The sequence below is a fragment of the Pseudomonas chaetocerotis genome (assembly GCF_015712105.2).
Taxonomy (GTDB): domain Bacteria; phylum Pseudomonadota; class Gammaproteobacteria; order Pseudomonadales; family Pseudomonadaceae; genus Aquipseudomonas; species Aquipseudomonas chaetocerotis.
The window spans coordinates 281,942-299,619 of the sequence record NZ_JACFYX020000006.1 but is presented as its reverse complement, the minus strand read 5'-3'; the positions used below and the strand labels follow the sequence as shown (position 1 = coordinate 299,619).

The following is a 17,678-nucleotide window of genomic DNA, read 5'->3' as shown; positions in this document are numbered from 1 at the left end:
GGGGTCAATCGTTGCTCGGCTTGGCCCATTCACAGAAGCAGCCCACCGCCAGGGTATTGCTGGCATTCACCTTGCGCCCGGCCGCCAGCGCTTCGAGCATGGGCTCGATGAAGCTGTTGCTCGAGTTGCACACCAACCCTTCGCTGTAAGGCCCGAAGTAGGCCAGCTGGCCCTGCTTGTCCCAGATCGCCACCGCGGGGCTGGCCGGCAGGTTGGCGCTGCCGGGTAGCTCATCGATGGGTTGCAGTGCGGCCAGTTCGGCGGGCAGGCGGCCCTGGCTGCCGGGCTTCTGCACGACGTGAAATTGCACGCCTTGTGGTGTGTAGTGTTCGATCAGTTCGGCCAGGTGCTGCTGGTTGCCGACATTGCATGGGCAGGCCGGGTCCCAGAAATGCACCAGGCGGATCGCACCGGGGCCACTCAGTTCGGCGGGCAGTTGCAGTTCAGCGCCGGAGAATACTGCTGCGCGTTCGTCGAAGGTGCGCAGGTAACGCGTTTCGAACCAGCGGTAGGCCAGCACCATGCCGGCCAGCCAGGCCAGGGCGAGCAGGGCGATGAGCAGGTTCTTGCGTGTCAGGCGGGGCATGGGGCAGGCCGGGCGTAAAAGGGCGTGTAGCTTGCCACGATGCGCCGGGCAGCTGAATATCGCAGCATTCGAGGAGATGTCGTCGGGATCGTCCGCGCGCATCCTGCAACCTATGGAAAGCCCTATGTCAGAGCCGTTTCAGCCCGATCAATTGCGCCCTCTGCTGCGACCCTTGGCCGCAGCACACCTGGATCTACCGGCGCTGCAGGCGTATCGCAGCTTCTACGGCTTCGACCGGTCTGCGCGCTTTGCCGGGCTGGACAACCGCCTCGGCAGCTTCAATGCCGCCGGCTACCAGATTGCCGTGCAGCTGTGGGTTCCGGCCGAACCGCGCGGCACCCTGCTGTTGCTGCACGGCTATTACGACCATATGGGTCTGTACCGGCATGTGGTCGACTGGGCACTGAGCATGAATTTCGCCGTGCTCGCTTGCGACCTGCCGGGGCACGGCCTGTCCAGCGGTGCGCGCGCCAGCATCGGTGATTTTGCCGAGTATCAGCAGGTGCTGGGCGGGTTGTTCGAGCAAGCCAGCGAGCTGGGGTTGCCGCAGCCCTGGCATCTGTGTGGTCAGAGCACGGGCGGCGCGATTGCGCTGGATTATCTGCTCGCCGACGGCAAGCGCCCGGAGCTCGGGCAGAGCATTCTCCTCGCGCCACTGGTACGCCCGCGCGCCTGGGCCTGGTCGAAGCTCAGCTATCGAATGCTCAGCCCCTTCGTCCGCGAAATTCCACGGCGCTTCAGCGAGAACTCCAGCGACGCCGCCTTCGTCGACTTCGTGCACAACCTCGATCCCCTGCAGCCGCGCAGTCTGCCGACTGCCTGGGTGGGGGCGTTGGCCAAGTGGGTACCGCGCATCGAGGCTGCCGGGCGCAGCTCACACAGCCCGCTGATCATTCAGGGCGAGGCGGACATGACCGTGGACTGGCGCCACAACCTCGAGGTGCTGCAGGACAAGTTCCATCAGCCAGAGATCCTGCGGCTGACGGAGGCGCGTCACCATCTGGCCAATGAGAACGAGGCGCTGCGCCTGCGTTACTTCGATTTTCTGCGCGAGCGATTGACTTAGGTCCCCTGCGACAACGGCTCCGGACCGGGGCTATTGCGTCGGGGACGGGTAGGGGCGGATTTATCCGCGATAGGCATTAGGCTCTGTACGAAAAGTGCTTACGCATCGGTGATGCTGCGTTGAAAACAGGCTCGTGTGCGAGCCCAGTCAGAATGCTCATTTAGAGCACGTAAACTCGAATGCGAGCCCAGCCCGTTCTTCGCCTGTTTTTGCGGGGCCACCATCGGTATTGCCTGACCTTCGCTCGGCGATTTTTCGTACAGGCCCTAGCGCCGACAGCGCAAGAATCGCGAATGAATTCGCTCATGCAAGGTGAGTCGACACCATGTGGCCTGTCAGATGCCCTGCGGCGTCGGCGCCAGCTCGTTGGTGCTCATGCCCACCGCAAGGCCTGCGCGTAGCGCCTGCAGGGCGGCCTGGTAGTAGGTTTTGCCTGCTTCCGACTGGGCGAATTCGACGAACTGTTCCAGCTCGGGGTCGCTCAGCTCGCGATAGACGTGCAGCAGGGTGTTGTCGAGATCCTGTTCGATCTGCGTCATCAGACGCTCACGCTGGCCATTGAGCAGCCCCTGAGCCTGGCCGCCGCCGAGTAGGCCGGGAATCATCTGGCTGAGGCTGTCGGCCGCCACGCCGGCCAGCGCCAGACTGACTTCTGCGCCGGCTTCCTTGGCGGGAATGGCCTGGGCCAGGTGACGAATCAGCAGGCGACGGGTGGCATCGGCGTCGGTGCGGGGCAGACCATTGGCGTACTTGGCCAATTGGTCGCTACGGGTGGCCAGCGTCTCGGCGGCGACGACCTTGCGGCCCAGTGCGGATTCGAAGAAGGCCAGCGCCGGCTGCGGGTCGGCCAGCTCCTTGTTCAGGCTGTGTTGCGCGCGCTGGTCGATGGCGGCAGCGGCGAAGCGACGATTGCTGTTATCCACCAGTGCCTGAAACACCGCCGGTGGCAGTGTGCTGCGGTAGCGCTGCTGAGCAGCGTCGAGCGCCTGATTGAAATGTTCACGCTGTTGCGGCCAGCCGGCAGCCTGATACAGGCGCAGGTGGTCGTCTGCCAGGGCCGGCAAGGTCAGGCCAATCAGCAACAGGGCAAACAGAACGCGCATCGAAAACTCCTTGGCAAACTTTCCTGGCCGGCCGCAGGGGGCTGCGGCCGGTTATTTTCGGCGGCTGGCGGAGGCTTGTCGAGTCACGACATGCTACTGATACAATCGCCGCCATGACCGAACCCAGCCTGCAAGACCTCTTTTCCGGCCTTATCGACGACCTCGCCAGCCAGGGCTGGTCGCAACGGGCGTTGTTCGCCCCAGAGGTTCTGACCCGCGAACTGGCCTGTGAGTGCCGCAAGCGTGTGCAGAACGGCGAACTCAATGCTGCCAGCGTGGGTCGCGGGGGCGCGCAGCAGGTGCAGGAAGGGATTCGTGGCGACCACATTCAATGGCTGGAACCTGGCCAGAGCCAAGCCTGTGATCAGTACCTGCAACTGATGGACGGTTTGCGTCAGGCGCTCAACCAGGCGCTCTATCTGGGGCTCGAAGACTACGAATGCCACTTTGCCAGCTATGCACCGGGGGCTTTCTATCAGCGTCATCTCGATCGTTTCCGCGATGACGACCGCCGCACGGTGTCGGCGGTGTTTTATCTGAACGAGGACTGGCAGGCCGAGCAGGGCGGAGCGTTGCGCCTGTATCTGGCCGATGGCCGTGAGCATGACGTGCTGCCTCAGGCTGGAACGCTGGCGCTGTTTCTGTCTTCCGAGATGCCTCACGAGGTGCTGCCTGCCACCCGCGAACGGCTGTCGTTGACCGGCTGGTTCAGGCGTCGGGGTGGCGCGGTGCTCTGAGTTTTGCGAGCGGCAGTCATGGAGAGCGAGTCGATGCAGAAGATACTGGTCAGCCGCTGCCTGCTCGGGCATCGGGTGCGTTATGACGGCGGTGCTCACGGTCCCTTCGATCAGCTGCAGCGGTGGCTGGACGAAGGACGAGTGGTGGCGCTGTGTCCGGAGGTGGCGGGTGGGCTGCCGACGCCACGTCCGCCTGCGGAAATTCGCGATGGACAGGGTGGTGCGGTGTTGGATGGTCGGCTGCCAGTACTGACGATCGAGGGCGAGGATGTCACGGCTGCGTTCGTCGACGGCGCCGAACAGGCGCTGGCGCTGGTGCGCGAGCACGACATCCGCCTGGCACTGCTGAAGGCGCGCAGCCCTTCGTGTGGCAATCTGGAAAATTACGATGGCAGCTTCAGCGGCGTGCGCGTGCCGGGTGAGGGGGTTACTGCTGCCCTGCTGAAACGAGCCGGGGTGAAGGTGTTCAACGAAATGCAGTTGGACGAAGCCGCAGCCGAATTGGCGCGTTTGGAGCGGGATTGAGGTCGCCCTGATGCAATCCGGGGCACGGTGGTGCGCGCGGCGCACCCTACGGAATGAGAAAGGGAGGCCGAAGCCTCCCTTTGTTCATTTCTGCATACCTCCGGGGCTCGCGAGCTAGAGCGAGACAAGACGTGAGCGACCGAGGAGAGCGGAGTTTACGTCAGTAAATGAGCATCTCCGAGGTTGTTCCCAGCGCCGTATCGCCGACGCGCAGCAGCTCCGGTTTAGAACAGGACGCGGCTGCGGATTGTGCCATTGACGTGCTGCAGTTTCTCCAGCGCCAGGTCGGAGTACTCGGCGTCGACGTCGATCACCACGTAGCCGACCTTGTCGTTGGTCTGCAGGAACTGGCCGGAGATGTTGATGCCGTTGTCGGCGAACACCTTGTTGATTTCGCTCATCACGCCCGGAATGTTCTCGTGGATATGCAGTAGGCGGTGCTTGCCCGGGTGCGCTGGCAGGGCCACTTCAGGGAAGTTGACCGAGGACACCGAAGTACCGTTGTCACTGTACTTGACCAGCTTCTCGGCCACTTCCAGGCCGATGTTGGCCTGCGCTTCGGCGGTGGAACCACCGATGTGCGGGGTCAGGATCACGCGATCCAGGCCACGCAGCGGGCTCTCGAACTCTTCGTCGTTGGACTTGGGCTCGACCGGGAACACGTCGATGGCCGCGCCGATCAGGTGCTCGTCCTTGATCGCATTGGCCAGGTGATCCAGCTCGACCACGGTGCCGCGCGCGGCGTTGATCAGGATGCCGCCCTTCTTCATCGCGCGGATTTCCTTCTCGCCGATCATCCACTGGGTGGACGGCAGCTCAGGAACATGCAGAGACACGATGTCGCACAGGCCCAGCAGCTCGTACAGATCGCCGATCTGCGTGGCGTTGCCCAGTGGCAGCTTGGTCACGGTGTCGTAGAAGAACACCTGCATGCCCAGGGCCTCGGCCAGGACCGAGAGCTGGGTGCCGATGGAGCCGTAGCCGACGATACCCAGCTTCTTGCCGCGGATCTCGAAGGAGTTGGCCGCCGACTTGATCCAGCCGCCACGGTGGCAGGAGGCGTTCTTCTCGGGAATGCCGCGCAGCAACAGGATGGCCTGGGCCAGTACCAGTTCGGCGACCGAGCGGGTGTTGGAGTAAGGTGCGTTGAATACTGCGATACCACGCTCACGGGCGGCGTTCAGGTCGACCTGGTTGGTACCGATGCAGAAGCAACCGACGGCGACCAGCTTCTTCGCGCAGTCGAAGACTTCTGCCGTCAGCTGGGTGCGCGAGCGAATACCGATGAAGTGCGCATCGGCGATCTTTTCTTTCAGCTCTTCGCCTGACAGCGCGCCCTTGAGGTACTCGATGTTGCTATAGCCGGCGGCCTTGAGGGTGTCCACGGCATTTTGGTGGACGCCTTCGAGAAGAAGGAACTTGATCTTGCTCTTGTCGAGAGAGGTCTTGCTCATCGGAGTACCTGTTGTCCCAGGGATGTTGGCAGGGAAGGGCCGAGAAACTCAGCCAGCGCCCGTAGATCGCTGCATGGCTCGATTCACGGGGTGCGTATGCTAGCATGTTCGCCTTTTTCAATGCTCGGTTGCGACCTGAATGGTTCTCAGGGCGACCATGAATCCTTTGAGAGTTCCGTAGATGACCACCCCTGCCCAGATCGAAGAGCTGAAGACCCTGGTTGAACCCGGCAAGGTACTGACCGACGCCGATTCCCTCGAGGCCTATGGCAAGGACTGGACCAAGCATTTCGCCCCGGCGCCTTCGGCCATCGTCTTCCCCAAGAGCATCGAGCAGGTGCAGGCCATCGTGCGTTGGGCCAATGCGCACAAGATCGCCCTGGTGCCGTCCGGCGGCCGTACCGGTCTCTCGGCTGCCGCAGTGGCGGCCAACGGCGAAGTGGTGGTGGCGTTCGACTACATGAACCAGATTCTCTCGTTCAACGAGTACGACCGTGCGGCGGTATGCCAGCCGGGCGTGGTGACCAAGCAGCTGCAGCTGTTCGCCGAAGAGAAAGGCCTCTATTACCCGGTGGACTTCGCTTCCTCGGGCTCCAGCCAGATTGGCGGCAATATCGGTACCAATGCCGGCGGTATCAAGGTTATTCGCTACGGCATGACCCGCAACTGGGTGGCGGGTCTCAAGGTGGTCACCGGTACCGGCGAATTGCTGGAACTGAACAAGGACTTGATCAAGAACGCCACCGGTTACGACCTGCGCCAGCTGTTCATCGGTGCCGAAGGCACCCTGGGCTTCGTGGTCGAGGCGACCATGCGTCTGGACCGCGCGCCGAAGAACCTCACCGCAATGGTGCTCGGCACCGCTGATTTCGACTCGATCATGCCGGTGCTGCACGCCTTCCAGAGCAAACTCGACCTGACTGCATTCGAGTTCTTCTCCGACAGGGCACTGGCCAAGGTGCTCGCCCGTGGCGACGTGCCGGCGCCATTCGAAAGCGAATGCCCCTTCTATGCCTTGCTGGAGTTCGAAGCCAGCACCGAGGAAGTGGCCAACCTGGCGCTGGAAACCTTCGAGTACTGCGTCGAGCAGGGCTGGGTGGTCGACGGCGTGATGAGCCAGAGCGAACAGCAACTGCAGAATCTGTGGAAGCTGCGCGAATACATCTCCGAGACCATCAGCCACTGGACGCCGTACAAGAACGACATCTCGGTCACAGTCAGCCAGGTGCCGGCCTTCCTCAAGGATATCGATGCCATCGTCGAAGCCAACTACCCGGATTTCGAGGTGGTGTGGTTCGGCCATATCGGTGACGGCAACCTGCACCTGAATATCTTGAAGCCCGAGAACCTGTCCAAGGACGAGTTCTTCGCCAAGTGCGCGGTGGTCAACAAGTGGGTGTTCGAGACCGTGCAGAAGTACAACGGCTCGATCAGCGCCGAGCACGGTGTGGGCATGACCAAGCGTGATTACCTGCACTACAGCCGTTCGCCAGCGGAAATTGCCTGCATGAAGGCGGTCAAGGCGGTGTTCGATCCGAACGGCATCATGAACCCCGGCAAGATCTTCGCCTGAAAGCTACTGCGCTCGGCCATGCTGCGTTGGCGAGGTCGGGAAAAATGCTCATTGGCACCAGCCAACTCCGCTTTTTCCCGACCTCGCCGCCTTGCCTGACCTACGCTCGTGACGCTTTCGAATGTGAACCTGATTTGGAGAGGCAACGATGAGCTATCAGCACCAGTACGTCGACGGAACCACCGTCCACTTTCCCCTTGGCAAGGTCGTGTGCATCGGCCGCAACTACGCCGAGCACGCCAGGGAACTGAACAACCCGGTGCCCAGCGAGCCCTTGCTGTTCATCAAACCGGGCTCCTGTGTGGTGCCGCTCGATAGTGGCTTCGCCATTCCCGAGGATCGCGGTTCGGTGCATTACGAGGCGGAAATCGCTGTGCTGATTGGCAAGCCGCTGTCGAAGGCGCCGGATGCCGAGGAAGTGCGTGACGCCATCAGCGGCTTCGCTCCGGCCCTGGACCTGACCCTGCGTGACCTGCAAGCCAAGCTCAAGGAGAAGGGCTATCCCTGGGAAATTGCCAAGAGCTTCGACGGTGCCTGCGTGCTGGCGCCTTTCGTACCCGGCGACGCCATCGAGGACCTGGCGGATATCGGCATTCGCCTGGTGATCAACGGCGAAACCCGCCAGGACGGCAACAGCCGCGACATGCTCAACCCCATCCTCAGCATGATCCAGCACATGGCCGGGCACTTTGCCCTGCAGCCGGGTGACGTGATTCTCACCGGCACGCCGGTCGGCGTTGGTGCGCTGAACAAGGGCGATGAGCTGGTGCTGGAGTTGGTCGGTCACAGTACTTTCACCAGCCGCGTGCTATAGAACTGCCCACGATCCCGCTGCGCGTCGGCCCTGCGGCGTTAAAAACAGGCTCGGAATGCTCATGTACAAAAGTACACTCCGCTTCCTCGCCTGTTTTTGCCTTGCATGGCTCTAGCTCGCAAGATCGTGCACAGGTTCTATACCAATCGTCGCCTCTCAGGCGGCGGAACTGTTCCAGACAGCGGATGTCGGATCGCCATCAAGCAGCCGAGCCGTCGCCGATGCCCTTCCTTCGTTCCCGCCTTTCTCGTCCCCGTTACTGGTTGTCCGGCATAGCCGTGCTGGTCGTGGCAACGGCTGTCAAAACTCAGCACTGGGATGATCGTGCGCAGCTCTGGTGGCAGGAGGGGCGTACGCCATTGGTCGAGCGCCTGGCCAGCGTCTGGCTGCCTGGCTACCGTGCGGTTATTCAGGCCAAGCCCCTGTCTGGCCTGGAGCGAGATGAAACCTCGGGGCTTACCTACAACCCGTTAACCGGCACACTCTTCACCGTCACGGGCAAGAATCCACTGTTGGTGGAGCTCTCGCGTGAGGGGGCGGTGTTGCGGCGTATCCAGCTGAAGGGCTTCTCTGATCCGGAAGCGGTAGAGATGATGGATAACGGGCGCATGGCCATCGTCGATGAGCGTCGTCGTCAGCTCACCACCTTTACCCTGCATGACGATGATCTGGAACTGGATGCGGCCGATTTACCCGGTTTCGACCTGGGCTTTGTCGACGCGGGTAACAAGGGCTTCGAAGCTGTTGCCTGGGATGCGCGCAGCAGCAGCCTGATGCTGGGCAAGGAGCGTAGCCCGATGGGCTTGTTCAGCCTGCCTTTTCCTGGCGAAGACGGTGCTGCTGGCGTGATGCAGCCTTTCAACTACGACAGTCTGGGAGTGCGCGATATTTCTTCGCTGAGTATCGACGCGCGTACCGGCCATGCGCTGGTGCTGTCCGATGAGTCGCGCATGCTGCTGGAGCTGGATCGTAGTGGTTACCCGATCAGCTTTCTCAGCCTTACCGGCGGTCTCAACGGTCTGGAACAGGGCATCAAGCAGGCCGAGGGCGTGACAATCGACGAAGAGGGCAACATCTATATCGTCGCCGAGCCCAATCTTTTTTACGTTTTCAGCAAGGCGCAGCCGGGTGCCAGTTGAGTGGGGTGGCGGATTCAGTTTGGCTTAAGCCGCGATTCAGTCTGGCTTCAGCTAGCGGCACTAATCTGACCCCGTCACTTACGAACAACGAGGTTCACACCATGAAACGTACCGCTCTCGCTCTGATGGTTCTGCCGCTGCTCAGCACTGCCGCTTTCGCCACTGGCTACACCGGCCCGGGCGCTACCCCGCAAGTCACCACGGTGTCCGCTGCACTGCAGGCTGCCGATGACACCCATGTCGTACTGGAAGGTCAGATCGTCAAGCGCCTGCAGGACGAGCTCTACGAGTTCAAGGATGCCACCGGCACCATCCAGGTGGAAATCGATGATGAAGACTGGCCGGGCCAGACAGTTTCGGAAACCGCCAAGGTGCGTCTGACCGGTGAGGTCGACAAGGACTTCAACAGTCGCGAGATCGATGTCGATCGCGTCGAACTGATCAACTGATCGCGATATCCCGCCCGCCCGCCACGTCAAGTCCGTGGCGGGCTTTTCCGTGGTCGTCAGAGAAGTCCATCATGCGTCGTTTGCTCTCCATAAACCCCTGGCTCTATCTGCTGTTCTTCGTGCTCTTGCTTGGCGCCGTGCTGGGTCAGCAGTATCGGCTGTTCGAGCGAGCCTGGTTCTCCGTGCAGGAATGGCAGCATGGCGCGCAGTGGCGCGGTCAGTCGCTGTGGCTGGGTGACTACCGCGTGGTGATCGAGGCCAAGCCGATTGCCGATATCAGCGACGTATCGGCGCTGACCTACGATCCGGATCGCCGCAGCCTGTTCAGCGTCACCAACAAGCCGGCCAAGGTGATCGAGATCAGCCTGAAGGGCGAGCTCAAGCGCACCATCGATCTCGAGGGTTTTGGTGATCCCGAGGCCATCGAATATGTGGCGCCCGGCACCTATGTGATTGCCGACGAGCGCGAGCAGCGCCTGGTCAAGGTGCGCATCGACGATGCCACGCGCGTGATCGACGCAGCCGATTTCCAGCAACTTTCCCTGGGTATCGGGCGCAACGGCAACAAGGGTTTTGAGGGGCTGGCCTACGATGCGAAGGATCAGCGTCTGCTGGTGGCCAAGGAGCGCGATCCGGTGCGCATCTTCGAGGTGCTCGGCTTCCCCCACGTCGACGAGAGCAAGCCGCTGGCGCTGCAAGTCAATACCGACCCCAAGCGCGATGCGCGGCTGTTCGTGCGCGACCTTTCCAGCCTCGACTTCGATACGGCGACCGGGCATCTGCTGGCGCTGTCGGATGAGTCGCGCCTGGTGATCGAGTTGAACACCGAGGGCAAGCCGATCAGTACCCTGTCGCTACTACGTGGCCAGCATGGCCTGCAGCGCAGTGTGCCGCAGGCGGAGGGGGTGGCGACGGATGACGACGGCAACCTGTACCTGATCAGTGAGCCGAATCTGTTCTATGTGTTCAGGAAGCAGGCCGACTAGCCCGTCTGGTCGTCCGTTTGCGCATCGGGCGCGTTCCTCTGCACCGACTCGATGCCGCTCTTGCAGCTGGCAGCGCTGGCATACATCTGACTTTGCCCGACTACCTGGCCGTTGGTGGCCATGAGCAGGAAGTAGTGTTTGTCGTTGCTCGAGGTCTTGGTCTCGAAGGCGCCGTCGCGCTGTGAGTTCTTCTTCACCGACTCGATGCCGTTCAGTGCCGAGTCCTTGGCCTTGTACATCTCGCTGGTGAGGATGACCTGGCCATTGCTGGCCAGCAGGTTGAAGTGGAATTGGCCGTCTTTGGCTTTCTTCAGTTCGAACTTTCCAGACATGTTCATTTCTCCCTGAGCGCCCGGCGGTATGCCGCAGCGATGTTCAGCAAGCGTAGACCATCAATGCGAATGGCTCTTGCCGACATGGGTATGGCCATCGTCCGGTAGCGGCTGCACGCCGCCGCTGACGTTGAGCTGGCGCAGGATGCCGCAGCCTTCCGCTTCCTTTGGGTCGTTGCAGCGGTCGCGCAGTTCGGTGAGTTGCGCGCGCAGCGCCTGCAGGCTGTCGATGCGCGCCTGAACATGTTCGATATGTTCGTCCACCAGGCTGTTGATGCCGGCGCAGCTTTCGTGTGGCAGGTCGCGCAGGGCCAGTAGCCGCTGAATCTCTTCCAGGGTCATGTCCAGCGTCCGGCAGTTGCGGATGAACACCAGGCGCTCCAGGTGCGGGGCGCCGTACAGGCGGTAGTTGCCTTCGCTGCGTGCGGGTGCTGGCAGCAGGCCCTCACGTTCGTAGTAGCGGACGGTCTCTACCTGGCAGCCGGCCTTTTTCGCCAATTCTCCGATTTTCATGGGATCGCTCCGTGGGTGCTTGACCCTATAGTGACTACAGGGTGTGTACTCGGCAATAGACATCTGACGGAGATTGGCCATGAGCCGCTGCTGCGATCACTCGCACCCACAGTCACCTGCTCACCCTGAGCATGCCCACGGTCACGAGGCCGTGGCGCAACCAGCGGACGCCGCGCTGACGGGCGCGCGCAATACCCGCATTCGCATCGAGCAGATGGATTGCCCCACGGAAGAGCGCCTGATTCGCGACGCGCTGGGTCGCCTGCCTGGCGTGGCCGGTCTGCATTTCAATCTGCTGCAGCGCGTGCTGACCGTAAGTCATGACGAGGGCATGCTGGCTCAGGTGCTGCCGGCCATCAGCGCGCTGGGATTCACCCCGCAGGTCGAAGATGACCGTGCTGCGCAGAGGCCTGTTGCTGCTCCCGCGAAAAAGCCCTGGTGGCCGCTGGCGCTGGCGGGTGCGGTGGCAACCGCTTCGGAAGTCGTGCATTTCGCCGGCCTCGGCCCGGACTGGCTGGTGGCGCTACTGGCCGTTGCGGCCATCCTGATGTGTGGGTTGAACACCTACAAGAAGGGCTGGATAGCCCTGAAGAACCGCAACCTCAATATCAATGCCCTGATGAGCATCGCCGTGACCGGCGCAGTGCTGATCGGCCAGTGGCCGGAAGCGGCGATGGTGATGGTGCTGTTCACCCTGGCCGAGTTGATCGAGGCGCGCTCGCTGGATCGGGCGCGTAACGCCATACGCGGGCTGATGGATCTGGCGCCGCCGCGCGCCACCGTGCAGCAGGTTGATGGCAGTTGGCAGGAGGTCGACGTGCAGGCCATCGGTCTGGGCGCCGTGGTGCGGGTACGTCCTGGTGAACGCATCAGCCTCGATGGTGAGGTGGTCGGGGGGGCGTCGACGGTGAACCAGGCACCGATCACCGGGGAAAGCCTGTCGGTGGAGAAACGCGTGGGCGACTCGGTGTTCGCTGGCACCATCAACGAGGCGGGCTCGCTGGAGTTTCGCGTAAGCGCGGCAGCACGTGACACGACGCTGGCGCGCATCATTCATGCGGTGGAGGAGGCGCAGGGCTCGCGTGCTCCGACCCAACGTTTCGTCGATCAGTTCTCGCGCATCTATACCCCGGCGGTCTTCGCCTTCGCTCTGGCGGTGGCCGCACTGCCGCCGCTGGTCATCGGTGGCGGCTGGCTCGAGTGGGTCTACCGTGCGCTGGTTCTGCTGGTGGTGGCCTGCCCCTGTGCGCTGGTGATCTCCACGCCGGTGACCATCGTCAGCGGCCTGGCGGCCGCGGCGCGCAAGGGCATCCTGATCAAGGGCGGCGTCTATCTGGAGAACGGGCGGCATCTGGCCCTGCTGGCGCTGGACAAGACCGGCACGCTGACCCATGGCAAGCCAGTGCAGACCGACAGTCTCCACCTGTTGGAAGTGGATGAGCCGCTGCACGCCGCCTGGGCGGCAAGCCTGGCCGCGCGCTCGGATCACCCGGTGTCCAGGGCGTTGGCCCAGCGTGCCGAAGAGCAGGGGCAGGCGTTGCATGATGTCGAGGATTTCGAGGCGCTGCCCGGGCGGGGTAGCAAAGGTCGGATCGAGGGCATGCTTCTCTATATAGGTAACCACCGCCTGGTCGAAGAACTCGGGCTGTGCTCGGCGCAGCTGGAGCAGCGCCTCGAGGCACTGGAACGCCAGGGCAAGAGCGTGGTGGTGCTGTGTGACGAACAGCGCGCGCTGATGCTCTTCGCCGTGGCCGACACGGTGCGCCAGACCAGCCGCGAGGCGGTCGCCGAACTTCACGAGCTGGGTGTGCGTACCTGCATGCTCAGCGGTGACAACGCCCATACCGCCGCGGCCATCGCCGAACAGGTTGGTGTCGACGAAGCACGTGGCGACCTGTTACCAGCCGACAAGCTGGCCTGGGTCGAGGCGCGTCAGGCACGCGGCAAGGTGGTCGGGATGGTCGGTGATGGCATCAACGATGCGCCGGCTCTGGCCAAGGCCGAGATCGGTTTTGCCATGGGCGCCGCCGGCACCGACACCGCCATCGAGACGGCCGACGTGGCATTGATGGACGACGATCTGCGCAAGATTCCGGCCTTCGTTCGCCTGTCGCTGCAGACCCACGCCATTCTCGTGCAGAACATCGTCCTGGCACTGGGGATCAAGGCCGTTTTCCTGGGCATGACCCTGGTGGGCGAGGCGACCATGTGGATGGCTGTGTTCGCCGACATGGGCGTGAGCCTGATGGTGGTGTTCAACGGCCTGCGCTTGTTGCGCAAATGAGGCGTGCTGGCATGCAGGTGGAACTGCGCAAGGCTATCGACGAGGCTTTCGTTCAGGCGCAACAGGAACTGCGTGCCCGCCGTAGCGCCGAAGCGATGGTCTGGCTGGAGCGGGCGCATATCCTTACTCAGCGTCGCCCATGGCTGCATGCACGTTCACATTGCTTGATGCTGCGGGCCGGCTGGCAACAAGGGGATGTGCGTGAGGTGTTGGGGCAAATGCCGCGCATCCTGGCGGCGCTGCTGTTCTCGCGCATCTGGGTGCCCATAGGCAACACCGGGCGGGCGCGGGTCAGTGCGTTTCAACCCATGCCGATAAGCAAGGAGCTGCGCCGTTTGCTCGAGTAGACGGCGCATTGACAGGCTTCGTGGCCCGGATTTCATCCGGGCTACGTTTTAACGCTTGAGCGTTTTCACGCCTTCGGCAGTGCCGAGCAACAGCAGGTCTGCCGGGCGAGCAGCGAACAGGCCGTTGGTGACCACGCCGACGATGGCGTTGATATCCGCTTCCAGCTTCACCGGGTCGGTGATCGACAGGTTGTGCACGTCGAGGATGACGTTGCCGTTGTCGGTCAGCACGCCTTCGCGGTACACCGGGTCGCCGCCCAGTTTCACCAGCTCGCGCGCCACATGGCTGCGCGCCATCGGAATGACTTCCACCGGCAGCGGGAAGGCGCCCAGCACCGGCACCAGCTTGCTGGCGTCGGCGATGCAGATGAAGGTCTTGGCCACGGCGGCAACGATCTTCTCGCGAGTCAGCGCCGCGCCGCCGCCTTTGATCAAGTGCAGACGCTCGTCGCTCTCGTCGGCGCCGTCGACATAGAACTCCAGCTCGGCGGTGCTGTTGAGGTCGTAGACCGGGATGCCATGGCCCTTCAGGCGCGCGGCTGTGGCTTCGGAGCTGGCGACGGCGCCATCGAAGTCCATCTTGTGCCTGGCCAGCGCGTCGATGAAGAAGTTGGCGGTGGAGCCGGTGCCGACGCCGACGATGCTCTTGCTGTCGAGGCGCGGGAGAATGTGGTCGACGGCGGCCTGGGCCACGGCCTGTTTCAGCTGATCCTGGTTCATCGCGGGAGAATGCCTGGGAAGGTGTAGGAAGTAGGCGCGAATTATAGCCGCAAGTGACGTGCTGACGGGGCAGAACCCACGTGTTTCGTATGGTCGTCCAACGCGGCGCTGGGGTAGACTCGGCAGTCCTCTCAAAGCCCGACTGCCTGCGAAATCGCCATGCTCGAACAGTACGTGAAGAAGATCCTCACCTCGCGCGTTTATGACGTCGCGGTGGAAACCCCGCTGCAACCTGCCCGTCAGCTCAGTGAGCGGCTGGGTAGCCAGATTCTGCTCAAGCGCGAAGATCTGCAGCCGGTGTACTCGTTCAAGATTCGCGGCGCCTACAACAAGCTGGCGCAACTGCCCGCCGAAGAACTGGCGCGTGGCGTGGTCACCGCCTCTGCCGGCAACCACGCGCAGGGCCTGGCCCTGGCGGCCAAGCATCTGGGGGTGAAAGCGACCATCGTCATGCCGCGCACCACGCCTGAGCTGAAAGTGCAGGGCGTTCGCTCGCGTGGTGGCAAGGTGGTGCTGCACGGCGACGCCTTCCCCGAGGCGCTGGCGCATTCGCTGAAGCTGGTTGAAGAGAAGGGCTACACCTACATTCACCCGTACGACGATCCGTTGGTGATCGCCGGCCAGGGCACTGTGGCCATGGAGGTGCTGCGTCAGCATCAGGGCCATATCGATGCCATCTTCGTGCCGGTCGGTGGCGGCGGTCTGATCGCCGGCATCGCGGCGTACGTCAAATACCTGCGACCAGAGATCAAAGTGATTGGCGTCGAGCCGGACGACTCCAACTGCCTGCAGGCCGCCATGGCGGCTGGCGAGCGCGTGGTACTGCCGACAGTCGGGTTGTTCGCCGACGGCGTGGCGGTGGCGCAGATCGGCCAGCACACCTTCGACATCTGCAAGGATCATGTCGACGAGGTGATCACCGTCAACACCGACGAAATCTGCGCAGCGATCAAGGACATCTACGACGATACCCGTTCGATCACCGAGCCGGCCGGTGCGCTGGCGGTGGCAGGGATCAAGAAGTACGTCGAGCGTCAGGGCGCCAACGGCGAAGTGCTGGTGGGCATCGACTCCGGCGCCAATGTCAACTTCGACCGCCTGCGCCACGTGGCCGAACGTGCCGAACTGGGCGAGAAGCGCGAAGCGATCATCGCTGTGACCATTCCCGAGCAGCCAGGCAGCTTCAAGGCCTTTTGCGAGGCGGTGGGCAAGCGCCAGATCACCGAATTCAACTATCGCTATCACACCGATCGCGAAGCGCACATCTTCGTCGGCGTGCAGACCCACCCGGAGAACGACCCGCGTCAGGCGTTGGTCGAGGGCCTGCGCGCACAGGGCTTTCCGGTGCTGGACCTGACCGACAACGAGCTGGCCAAACTGCATATACGCCACATGGTCGGTGGTCATGCCGCCGGTGTCGGTGACGAGATGGTGCTGCGTTTCGAATTTCCCGAGCGGCCGGGTGCGCTGTTCAACTTCCTGCAGAAACTGGGCGGGCGCTGGAACATCTCGATGTTCCATTACCGCAATCACGGCGCTGCCGATGGTCGCGTACTGGCTGCCTTGCAGGTGCCGGCGGACGAACGTCATCTGGTGCCGGCGGCGTTGGACGCCATTGGTTACCCCTACTGGGACGAGAGCGAAAATCCTGCTTACCGCCTGTTTCTGGGTTGAGCACTGCCTTCGAACCGCAGGGCGGGTGTAGCCCGCCAGTGCGTGTTGGCGGGTTGCTCCCGCCCTACGTAATCGCCTGACAACAAAGGAAGCCTCGATGGAACATTATCTGCTGGTTCGCATTCTCCACAGCGCCCCAGGCGTGTTGCTGCTGCTCGGCCTGATTGCTCATGGCGTCATGCTGTTCAAGGCGCAGCGCGGTGGCGATGCCGCGGTGCTGGCGCGCAAGCTGCGCGTGACCCTGCTGTTCAGCTTCCCGGCATTCGCCGTGCTGGCGCTTAGCCTGCCGGTGACCGGCTACTGGCTGGTGGACACCGTCGGCTGGCCGCTGGGGCAGACCTGGCTGTTGCTGGGCAGCATTCTCTATGCGGTGATGATGCTGATCGGCTTGCTGCTGGCTGGTCGTCTGGCGGTCTGGCGTGCGCTGGGTGATGCACCGGCGCCGACAGCGCTGAAGCGTCTGTGCCTGATCCATGCCGGGCTGATTCTGGTGCTGCTGATCGCCATCATGGCGCTGATGGGCGCCAAGCCTGCCTAACGCTGCCGCATAGCGGCTTCTGCTGATCCTCTCCCGGCGGGAGAGGGTTGGTGGTTCGATGAATCTCGACTGCCAGGCCTTGTAGGGTGCGCCCTGCGCATCGGCGGCTGATGATGGGGCTTGCGGTGCGCACAGCGCACCCTACGGTTGGTGGTGACGCTCAGCGCAGCGAAATCACCGGCCAGCCGCGCTCGAGCGCGGTGGCGCGCAGCACGTCGTCCGGGTCGACTGCCACCGGGTTGGACACGGCCTCGAGCAGCGGCAGGTCATTGCGCGAGTCGCTGTAGAAGTAGGCGCCATCGAGGTTGTGTCCGGTCTGTGCCAGCCACTCGTTCAGCCGGGTCACCTTGCCGCCCTGGTAGCACGGCGTGCCGGCGATCTGCCCGGTGTAACGGCCGTCCTGCATGCCGCATTCGGTGGCGATCAACGTTTCCACGCCCAGGCGCTCGGCGATGGGCGCGGTGACGAAACGGTTGGTGGCGGTGATGATCACCAGCTTGTCGCCAGCGGCGCGGTGCTCGGCCAGCAGTGCCTCGCCCTTGGCCAGGATGATTGGCTCGATCACCTCGGTCATGAACTCGCGGTGCCACTGCGCCAGTTGCGCCATTTCACTGCGACCCAGAATGGCCTGGCTGAAATTCTGGTAGGCCACCACGTCCAGTTTGCCGGCGCAGTAGTCGGCATAGAAGGCATCGTTGCGCGCCAGGTACTCGGCCGCGTCGACCAGGCCGCGCTGGCAGACGAATTCGCCCCAGCTGTGATCGCTGTCGCCAGCCAGCAGGGTGTTGTCGAGATCGAAAAGGGCCAAGCGCACGGTTCGTTACCTGTTCTGTAGAAA

General features: G+C 63.0%; 19 protein-coding genes. 12 read left to right on the top strand and 7 right to left on the bottom strand.

What is annotated here, in order from left to right; all coding sequences use genetic code 11:
* Window positions 1-4: 4 nt before the first annotated feature.
* Window positions 5-586 carry a DUF6436 domain-containing protein gene (locus H3221_RS13150; RefSeq protein WP_196476607.1) on the bottom strand — a complete coding sequence of 194 codons (582 nt, stop codon included), beginning with the start codon at window positions 584-586 and terminating at the stop codon, window positions 5-7.
* A 124-nt stretch (window positions 587-710) separates the two neighbouring features.
* Here H3221_RS13150 and H3221_RS13145 point away from each other — a divergent pair, with 124 nt between their 5' ends.
* Window positions 711-1,652, top strand: coding sequence for an alpha/beta hydrolase (locus H3221_RS13145; RefSeq protein ID WP_196476608.1), 942 nt, complete (start codon window positions 711-713; stop codon window positions 1,650-1,652).
* Window positions 1,653-1,987: 335 nt separating this feature from the next.
* On the opposite strand, the gene H3221_RS13140 is transcribed toward H3221_RS13145, so the two are convergent.
* Window positions 1,988-2,755: a hypothetical protein gene (locus H3221_RS13140; RefSeq protein ID WP_196476609.1), complete on the bottom strand. Its 768-nt coding sequence runs from the start codon at window positions 2,753-2,755 to the stop codon at window positions 1,988-1,990.
* A gap of 113 nt (window positions 2,756-2,868) precedes the next feature.
* Here H3221_RS13140 and H3221_RS13135 point away from each other — a divergent pair, with 113 nt between their 5' ends.
* Both H3221_RS13135 and H3221_RS13130 read left to right on the top strand, forming a co-directional pair.
* Window positions 2,869-3,492, top strand: a complete 624-nt coding sequence (locus H3221_RS13135) for a 2OG-Fe(II) oxygenase (RefSeq protein WP_196476610.1) — start codon at window positions 2,869-2,871, stop codon at window positions 3,490-3,492.
* A gap of 33 nt (window positions 3,493-3,525) precedes the next feature.
* Window positions 3,526-4,017 carry a DUF523 domain-containing protein gene (locus tag H3221_RS13130; RefSeq protein ID WP_196476611.1) on the top strand — a complete coding sequence of 164 codons (492 nt, stop codon included), beginning with the start codon at window positions 3,526-3,528 and terminating at the stop codon, window positions 4,015-4,017.
* 224 nt (window positions 4,018-4,241) lie between these two features.
* Here H3221_RS13130 and serA read toward each other — a convergent pair whose 3' ends face one another.
* The gene (gene serA / locus H3221_RS13125; RefSeq protein ID WP_160020113.1) at window positions 4,242-5,471 is read right to left on the bottom strand and encodes a phosphoglycerate dehydrogenase; all 1,230 of its coding nucleotides are present in this window, start codon (window positions 5,469-5,471) and stop codon (window positions 4,242-4,244) included.
* A gap of 181 nt (window positions 5,472-5,652) precedes the next feature.
* Between serA and H3221_RS13120 the strand changes: the two genes are divergently transcribed.
* The 5 genes from H3221_RS13120 (at window position 5,653) to H3221_RS13100 (ending at window position 10,432) form a co-directional block, all read left to right on the top strand.
* Entirely contained in the window at window positions 5,653-7,044 is a 1,392-nt protein-coding gene (locus H3221_RS13120; RefSeq protein WP_196476612.1) for an FAD-binding oxidoreductase, read from the top strand.
* 148 nt (window positions 7,045-7,192) lie between these two features.
* On the top strand, window positions 7,193-7,858 hold the full coding sequence (locus tag H3221_RS13115; RefSeq protein WP_196476613.1) for a fumarylacetoacetate hydrolase family protein: 666 nt from the start codon (window positions 7,193-7,195) through the stop codon (window positions 7,856-7,858).
* Between the two features lie 221 nt (window positions 7,859-8,079).
* Complete coding sequence (locus H3221_RS13110) at window positions 8,080-8,997, top strand: SdiA-regulated domain-containing protein (RefSeq protein WP_224490596.1); 918 nt, start codon at window positions 8,080-8,082, stop codon at window positions 8,995-8,997.
* Between the two features lie 101 nt (window positions 8,998-9,098).
* The gene (locus H3221_RS13105) at window positions 9,099-9,446 is read left to right on the top strand and encodes a NirD/YgiW/YdeI family stress tolerance protein (protein WP_046493371.1); all 348 of its coding nucleotides are present in this window, start codon (window positions 9,099-9,101) and stop codon (window positions 9,444-9,446) included.
* 71 nt (window positions 9,447-9,517) lie between these two features.
* The gene (locus tag H3221_RS13100) at window positions 9,518-10,432 is read left to right on the top strand and encodes an SdiA-regulated domain-containing protein (RefSeq protein WP_196476615.1); all 915 of its coding nucleotides are present in this window, start codon (window positions 9,518-9,520) and stop codon (window positions 10,430-10,432) included.
* On the opposite strand, the gene H3221_RS13095 is transcribed toward H3221_RS13100, so the two are convergent.
* A complete protein-coding gene (locus tag H3221_RS13095) occupies window positions 10,429-10,764 on the bottom strand; it encodes a YegP family protein (RefSeq protein ID WP_196476616.1) in 336 nt (111 codons plus the stop codon). The two genes, H3221_RS13100 and H3221_RS13095, sit on opposite strands and share 4 nt — an antisense overlap.
* Before the next feature lie 60 nt (window positions 10,765-10,824).
* Complete coding sequence (gene cadR / locus H3221_RS13090) at window positions 10,825-11,277, bottom strand: Cd(II)/Pb(II)-responsive transcriptional regulator (RefSeq protein ID WP_196476617.1); 453 nt, start codon at window positions 11,275-11,277, stop codon at window positions 10,825-10,827.
* 79 nt (window positions 11,278-11,356) lie between these two features.
* Here cadR and H3221_RS13085 point away from each other — a divergent pair, with 79 nt between their 5' ends.
* Both H3221_RS13085 and H3221_RS13080 read left to right on the top strand, forming a co-directional pair.
* Complete coding sequence (locus H3221_RS13085; protein WP_196476618.1) at window positions 11,357-13,561, top strand: heavy metal translocating P-type ATPase; 2,205 nt, start codon at window positions 11,357-11,359, stop codon at window positions 13,559-13,561.
* Between the two features lie 11 nt (window positions 13,562-13,572).
* On the top strand, window positions 13,573-13,908 hold the full coding sequence (locus tag H3221_RS13080; protein ID WP_196476619.1) for a DUF3703 domain-containing protein: 336 nt from the start codon (window positions 13,573-13,575) through the stop codon (window positions 13,906-13,908).
* Between the two features lie 48 nt (window positions 13,909-13,956).
* Here H3221_RS13080 and rpiA read toward each other — a convergent pair whose 3' ends face one another.
* Entirely contained in the window at window positions 13,957-14,628 is a 672-nt protein-coding gene (gene rpiA / locus H3221_RS13075) for a ribose-5-phosphate isomerase RpiA (RefSeq protein WP_196476620.1), read from the bottom strand.
* Window positions 14,629-14,787: 159 nt separating this feature from the next.
* On the opposite strand from rpiA, the gene ilvA reads away from it, so the two are divergent.
* Together ilvA and H3221_RS13065 are read left to right on the top strand one after the other, a co-directional pair.
* Window positions 14,788-16,302, top strand: coding sequence for a threonine ammonia-lyase, biosynthetic (gene ilvA, locus H3221_RS13070; RefSeq protein WP_196476621.1), 1,515 nt, complete (start codon window positions 14,788-14,790; stop codon window positions 16,300-16,302).
* Between the two features lie 97 nt (window positions 16,303-16,399).
* Window positions 16,400-16,840 carry a DUF2269 domain-containing protein gene (locus tag H3221_RS13065; RefSeq protein ID WP_196476622.1) on the top strand — a complete coding sequence of 147 codons (441 nt, stop codon included), beginning with the start codon at window positions 16,400-16,402 and terminating at the stop codon, window positions 16,838-16,840.
* A gap of 160 nt (window positions 16,841-17,000) precedes the next feature.
* Here H3221_RS13065 and H3221_RS13060 read toward each other — a convergent pair whose 3' ends face one another.
* Window positions 17,001-17,654 carry a histidinol-phosphatase gene (locus H3221_RS13060; protein ID WP_196476623.1) on the bottom strand — a complete coding sequence of 218 codons (654 nt, stop codon included), beginning with the start codon at window positions 17,652-17,654 and terminating at the stop codon, window positions 17,001-17,003.
* Window positions 17,655-17,678 lie beyond the last annotated feature (24 nt).